Source organism: Pontibacter rugosus, from assembly GCF_042678745.1.
GTDB lineage: Bacteria > Bacteroidota > Bacteroidia > Cytophagales > Hymenobacteraceae > Pontibacter > Pontibacter rugosus.
The window spans coordinates 1-5,186 of the sequence record NZ_JBHTLD010000280.1 but is presented as its reverse complement, the minus strand read 5'-3'; the positions used below and the strand labels follow the sequence as shown (position 1 = coordinate 5,186).

Annotated in this window: 7 protein-coding genes; 5 read left to right on the top strand and 2 right to left on the bottom strand. The window is 41.7% G+C overall.

Going from position 1 to position 5,186, the window contains the following annotated elements:
• Positions 1-295: 295 nt before the first annotated feature.
• The 3 genes from ACFQ2O_RS19800 (at position 296) to ACFQ2O_RS19790 (ending at position 1,586) form a co-directional block, all read left to right on the top strand.
• Positions 296-871 (top strand): zeta toxin family protein, encoded by a 576-nt coding sequence (locus ACFQ2O_RS19800; RefSeq protein ID WP_377532122.1) that lies wholly within the window; start codon positions 296-298, stop codon positions 869-871.
• Entirely contained in the window at positions 864-1,034 is a 171-nt protein-coding gene (locus tag ACFQ2O_RS19795) for a hypothetical protein (RefSeq protein WP_377532119.1), read from the top strand. The genes ACFQ2O_RS19800 and ACFQ2O_RS19795 overlap by 8 nt, the downstream gene beginning before the upstream one ends.
• Positions 1,035-1,271: 237 nt before the next feature.
• Positions 1,272-1,586, top strand: a complete 315-nt coding sequence (locus ACFQ2O_RS19790) for a hypothetical protein (RefSeq protein WP_377532117.1) — start codon at positions 1,272-1,274, stop codon at positions 1,584-1,586.
• A gap of 35 nt (positions 1,587-1,621) precedes the next feature.
• On the opposite strand, the gene ACFQ2O_RS19785 is transcribed toward ACFQ2O_RS19790, so the two are convergent.
• Positions 1,622-1,858, bottom strand: coding sequence for a hypothetical protein (locus tag ACFQ2O_RS19785; protein WP_377532115.1), 237 nt, complete (start codon positions 1,856-1,858; stop codon positions 1,622-1,624).
• A gap of 765 nt (positions 1,859-2,623) precedes the next feature.
• Here ACFQ2O_RS19785 and ACFQ2O_RS19780 point away from each other — a divergent pair.
• Positions 2,624-3,457 carry an SDR family NAD(P)-dependent oxidoreductase gene (locus tag ACFQ2O_RS19780; protein ID WP_377532112.1) on the top strand — a complete coding sequence of 278 codons (834 nt, stop codon included), beginning with the start codon at positions 2,624-2,626 and terminating at the stop codon, positions 3,455-3,457.
• A 44-nt stretch (positions 3,458-3,501) separates the two neighbouring features.
• Positions 3,502-4,422, top strand: a complete 921-nt coding sequence (locus ACFQ2O_RS19775; protein WP_377532109.1) for a helix-turn-helix domain-containing protein — start codon at positions 3,502-3,504, stop codon at positions 4,420-4,422.
• A 363-nt stretch (positions 4,423-4,785) separates the two neighbouring features.
• On the opposite strand, the gene ACFQ2O_RS19770 is transcribed toward ACFQ2O_RS19775, so the two are convergent.
• Positions 4,786-5,154, bottom strand: coding sequence for a winged helix-turn-helix transcriptional regulator (locus tag ACFQ2O_RS19770; protein WP_377532106.1), 369 nt, complete (start codon positions 5,152-5,154; stop codon positions 4,786-4,788).
• Positions 5,155-5,186: the final 32 nt, after the last annotated feature.

Here is a 5,186-nt window from a genome sequence, read left to right as displayed (position 1 = left end):
GTTTCTGTACGTCAGTACCGGATTTTGCAGTCCCGCTTTCTTCACTGCACGCCTCACGACGAACCAGCTTGCGGCTTGCTAACAGGCTTCACCAACTCGCCTGTAAGGGACTTGCACCCTCTGGAATAATATGATACCTTTCGTATCAGGTGCCCATACTGGGCGCACACCCAGTGCAGCTTTTATGTTCGGCTTTGCCTCACCCATTAGCTGCACCAGTCCATTGTGGGTAAGGCAAAAGATGAATTGCCAACAAAAATGATAAAGTAATGTATATTTGGTAAAGGAAAAACTAATGCCAAATTTATACATCATATCGGGTTGTAACGGTGCTGGAAAAACAACAGCTTCTTTTACAGTTCTTCCTGAAATGCTAGGCTGCCGTGAATTTGTTAATGCAGACGAGATTGCTCGCGGGCTCTCTCCTTTTCAACCAGAAAAGGTGGCCGTAGAAGCGGGCAGGATAATGCTTCAAAGAATTGACGAGCTACTAAGAAAGAAGGAAGATTTTGCCATTGAGACTACACTCGCTACAAGAAGCTACGCGCAGACAATCAAGAAAGCCAGGGAAAGTGGGTATAATGTTACCCTCGTTTATTTCTGGTTAGCATCACCTGAGTTGGCCATACAACGTGTGAAAAACCGAGTAGCGGAAGGTGGCCACAATATCCCCGAAGATGTAATCCGTAGAAGGTATAAAAAGGGAGTTAAAAACCTCTTTGAGTTGTTCATCCCTATTTGTGATTATTGGATAGTTATTGATAATTCACAAACACCATACAATTTAGTGGCAGAAGGGCAGGAAGACCAAGAGTTGAAAATACAGAATCAAACTATTTGGGATAAGTTAAGGACGTTAAGTCATGAATAAGAATAAAATAGATACAGTTGATTTGCGGAACAAGATTTTAAAAGGTATAGACCTTGCAGTTGAGAAGCTTATCCGCAGGAAACAAAAAGAAGACGGAGAGCTTGTCTTCTCAAGAAATGGAGAAGTGGTGATAGTCAAGGCTAAAGATTTATCGGCTGAATAAAAAGCCCATTCCACAACCCAGTGCAGCTTTAACCCTTGCTTCACAACGGGCTTAGGCTGCACTGGCACGTTCTGTGTAATTTGAAGTATGAAAAAGGAAAAGCTAAGCATAGAGTTTGGAACACCAGAACATGGTTGACTTCCCGTTAAAATAGGTTTCAATGACTTCAGGTTAGAATTTGAAGCTTCAGATGTTCCAGCTAATCCAATTGAGCAGTTGATTTCGAATCTGAGAAGTGTGATAAAAGGAATAGAAGCAGAAGTATGGTGGCATTTAGAGCCCGAAGGTTACTATTTCGAGTTTGAAAAATTTAGTTATGATTACACTCTGAACATATCTTTAGCGAAGTCAGAAAACTCTGATAGAAAAATGGTATTGAAGATAAAAGGAAGTTACGAATCTCTTATTTTGCCAATTTACGGTGCTATCAAGAAGTTTACCGACCAGCAGCAAGATTCGCAGAATTGGCCTTTAACAGATAAAACAGAATTAGGAAAACTAACAGAGTTGGTAAAAGAAGCAAAACTCCGCCCAATCGAGGTACTGTCTTAAAAAGCAAGTGAAAGTATAGGATTGTTTTATCACCTTCACTTTAGCGAAAAGAGAGCTTCAGGCGATTCCTTGCACGGAAGTTCATCTTGTGTAGCCACGGCAATAGCCGGGGCTACTTGCTTTTTGCCTCCTCCGGAGCCAAGCGAAAAGAGAGGCTTAGGCTCCTCATTACCGGAAGCTTTGTTTTCTTCCTGCCCGAACCTCGGGTTGTATGCTTCCTTCTTCCGCCACAGTGCCCAGATGAGAACCAGCAGTTTCCGTTGCACTGCCACATAAGCCTGCATTTTTGTTAATTGTACTTTAACCTATTGCTGAAGATATGAGTAGGCGCACCCCACCAGCGTTAGCTGATGGGGTGCGCCTCTCACACCACCGTACGTACGAGAGCTTCGCTCGGGAATTTCGCACTTTCGTGCTCATTCCCATATGCGGCGGTTCGTCAAGGATAGCACAGCCGCTCTTTGCACCGACCATGCCCTCACCCTAGTTTGGGATAAGGCTGGCAAACGCCAGCGTTTGAACCTCCTTATCTGATTTCGGGCAGCTTAACATTCAGCCCTTCACCGCCCTGTGAGGCTTCCGCAGCGCTTACGGCTCGTTTCCAGGCGGCTACTATGGCCTCTGCTGACTTCTCCCTGTGTACACGACTCCCTGCCTCTTATGCAAGCACTGCGTGCGCTCTATTCGCACTCCCGTGCTCGAGAGTATTTGTTAATACTGGATTTTGCAGTCCCGCTTCCTTCAAGCACGCCTCACGGTAAACAACCTTGCAGCTTGCTAACAGGCTTCGCCAAACGCCTGTAAGGGACTTGCACCCTCTGGAAAATTTGATACCTTCAGTACCAGGTGCCCATACTGGTCGCACACAAAACCTATAAGGTAGCTGCGCCGCCGCATAGTCCCATCGTGAGCCACAATAGGAATCATAAGTCCTTTACTTAAAACCAAAGTCAGTATTAAGGACACGTTTTGCTGAGATTTGGATACTTATCACAAATCTTTTATGCAGAATTTTGCCTTGTACTAAAAATAGAAAAATGGACAGCACTAATGTATGGTTTATTACCGGAGCATCTAAAGGCTTAGGATTGGCTCTCACAAAACTTATTTTATCAAAAGGCCATAAAGTAGTTGCTACTTCGCGAAGCTTGGAAAGTTTGAATAAAAGCATAGGCGAAAACAATGAAAATTTCTTGCCCCTACAGGTAGATATTACCTCTGATCCAGAAGTGAAAGATGCCGTAAACCGCAGTATTGAAAAGTTCGGAAAACTGGATGTGATAGTAAATAATGCCGGCTATTCGTTGGTGGGCAGCATGGAAGAAGTTACCGATGAAGAGTTTCGACAAACCATTGATGTCAACTTATTTGGAACAGTGAACGTCATAAGGGCGGTGATGCCTTATCTTAGAAAGCAACAATCCGGGCACATTATTAATATTTCTTCCAATGCCGGGTATGTTGGTTTTCCCAATGCGGCCAGTTACAATGCTGCCAAATTTGCCGTTATTGGCTTATCCGAAGCATTGTTCCTGGAGGCCCAACCCTTCAACGTAAAAGTTACCGTGGTAGCCCCCGGCCAGTTCCGCACTAGTTTTATGAACGAAGGCTCCTTAACTTTTACCAAAAACAAAATTCCTGTTTACAAAGTAGCCGAGGCCGAAGCAATGTGGCGAAGCTTTAGCGGCCAACAGATTGGCGACCCACAAAAGTTGGTAAATATTTTGAATGATATTGCCCAAATTGCTAATCCGCCCCTGCACCTGTTATTAGGGCCTGATACGTATGAGCTGATAACTAACCATAGAGCTCAGGAGAAACAGGAAATAAAAACCTGGAAACACTTAACTTTATCTACTAATTTCGATTAATGCAAAACTGGCATTTTTGTCCCGATTTTGCATTAAGTTACGTTATGAAAAGAACCGGAAGCTTACCACATCCTATAAAATCTATTGCGGAACTGCACCGGCTTTTGGAAATTGTAAAACCAAAACATCCTTTAGTTAGTGTAATAGACTTTAGCAAGACCACATGTTTTTCTGATGAAAAGCTTAGAAGCGTGAGTTATGATTTTTACTGCATTGCCTTAAAGAAGAATTTTGCAGGAAAAATGAGATATGGCCAGAATTACTATGATTTTGACGAAGGTGTCATGACGTTTTTCTCACCCAATCAAGTAATAACCACTGACATCAATCCAGATTCAAAACTGGAAGGATGGTGGCTCGTACTTCACCCGGATTTCATTCGGGGCTACCCTTTAGAAAAAAGGCTGAGCAGTTATAATTTTTTTTCCTATGCGGTAAATGAGGCCTTGTATGTATCAGAAAGTGAAGAAAATATTATTGATATAATTATGCAGGGCATTCACAAAGAATATAATGCCTCAATCGATAATTTTAGCCAAGATATTATTGTATCGCAAATTGAATTACTGCTTAATTACTGCAACCGGTTTTATCATCGGCAGTTTATTACCCGTAAAACAGCCAGCAACGAACTTCTGATAAAATTAGAAGCTATTCTTGCAAATAGTTTCAACAGTGAAAAACTGCAGCAGGCAGGCTTGCCCACGGTTCAGGATATTGCCGACCAGCTGCATTTGTCACCTAATTATTTAAGCGATATGCTCCGGACGCTTACAGGGCAAAGCACGCAGCAACACATCTATAACCGGTTAATTGAAAAAGCCAAGGAAATGCTGGTCTCTACCAATCTGTCTGTGGGCGAAATAGCTTTTCAGTTTGGCTTTGAGTACCCGCAATCTTTTCATAAATTATTTAAAAGAAAAACCAACCTTTCGCCTTTAGAGTACCGGCAGTCTTTTAATTAAATACTACTTCCGCCAATCGAGATACTATCTTAAAAAGCGGTTGCCAGAAAACCTAGTTAAAGTCATAGTACAGAGAACAACTTCTTTATCTAAAATGCCCTTTAAAGGACAACGTGAACCATTATTAGCCGGCAGAACAAAATAATACAGGTGTATGGTTGAAGGTAACTACAAAATAATCTATTGAATTGCTGTAGCAACTGTTCAAATTGCAGCATTTTTTGACACCCGACAAAACCCAGATACAATTACAGGAGCGAATAAAAAGCCCTATGCCCAACACTGCACCTGAAAAACGCTTGCTCTGCTACGGAATTTTCAGATACCACACCATTAGCTGCAATTTTCGTACGGCAAAATTTTCTATTGCCAAACATTACTTCGGTGTGTCAACCCCCAGTCAATCATAGTATCTATAAGGTTAACCAAGCTTTTACCAGATTCTGTTAATTGGTATTCAATTAAAACTGGCGTTTGATTATATACTTTACGCACCACTATACTATTTACCTCCAGTTCCTTTAGTTCTTTAGATAACATGCGGGGCGTAATCTTTTCTATATTATCCAGCAAATCTTTAAACCGTATTTTGCCGCGTAACAAGGAGGCAATAATAGGCAATTTCCACTTTCCGCTAATTACATTTAATGTATCCGTTAAAGCCAATACATAGTTTTGCGGACATCTATCAGATCCATCTGCTAGCTGTATAATTTCCTTAAAATCATTCATCTATATTAGGTTAGATAACTCACTATACAAAA

What these genes read in the sequence shown, in the direction of transcription:
- ACFQ2O_RS19800 (WP_377532122.1), top strand. Translation starts at nt 296, where the DNA reads ATGCCAAATTTATACATCATATCGGGTTGTAACGGTGCTGGAAAAACA.
- ACFQ2O_RS19795 (WP_377532119.1), top strand. Translation starts at nt 864, where the DNA reads ATGAATAAGAATAAAATAGATACAGTTGATTTGCGGAACAAGATTTTA.
- ACFQ2O_RS19780 (WP_377532112.1), top strand. Translation starts at nt 2,624, where the DNA reads ATGGACAGCACTAATGTATGGTTTATTACCGGAGCATCTAAAGGCTTA.
- ACFQ2O_RS19775 (WP_377532109.1), top strand. Translation starts at nt 3,502, where the DNA reads ATGAAAAGAACCGGAAGCTTACCACATCCTATAAAATCTATTGCGGAA.
- ACFQ2O_RS19770 (WP_377532106.1), bottom strand. Translation starts at nt 5,154, where the DNA reads ATGAATGATTTTAAGGAAATTATACAGCTAGCAGATGGATCTGATAGA.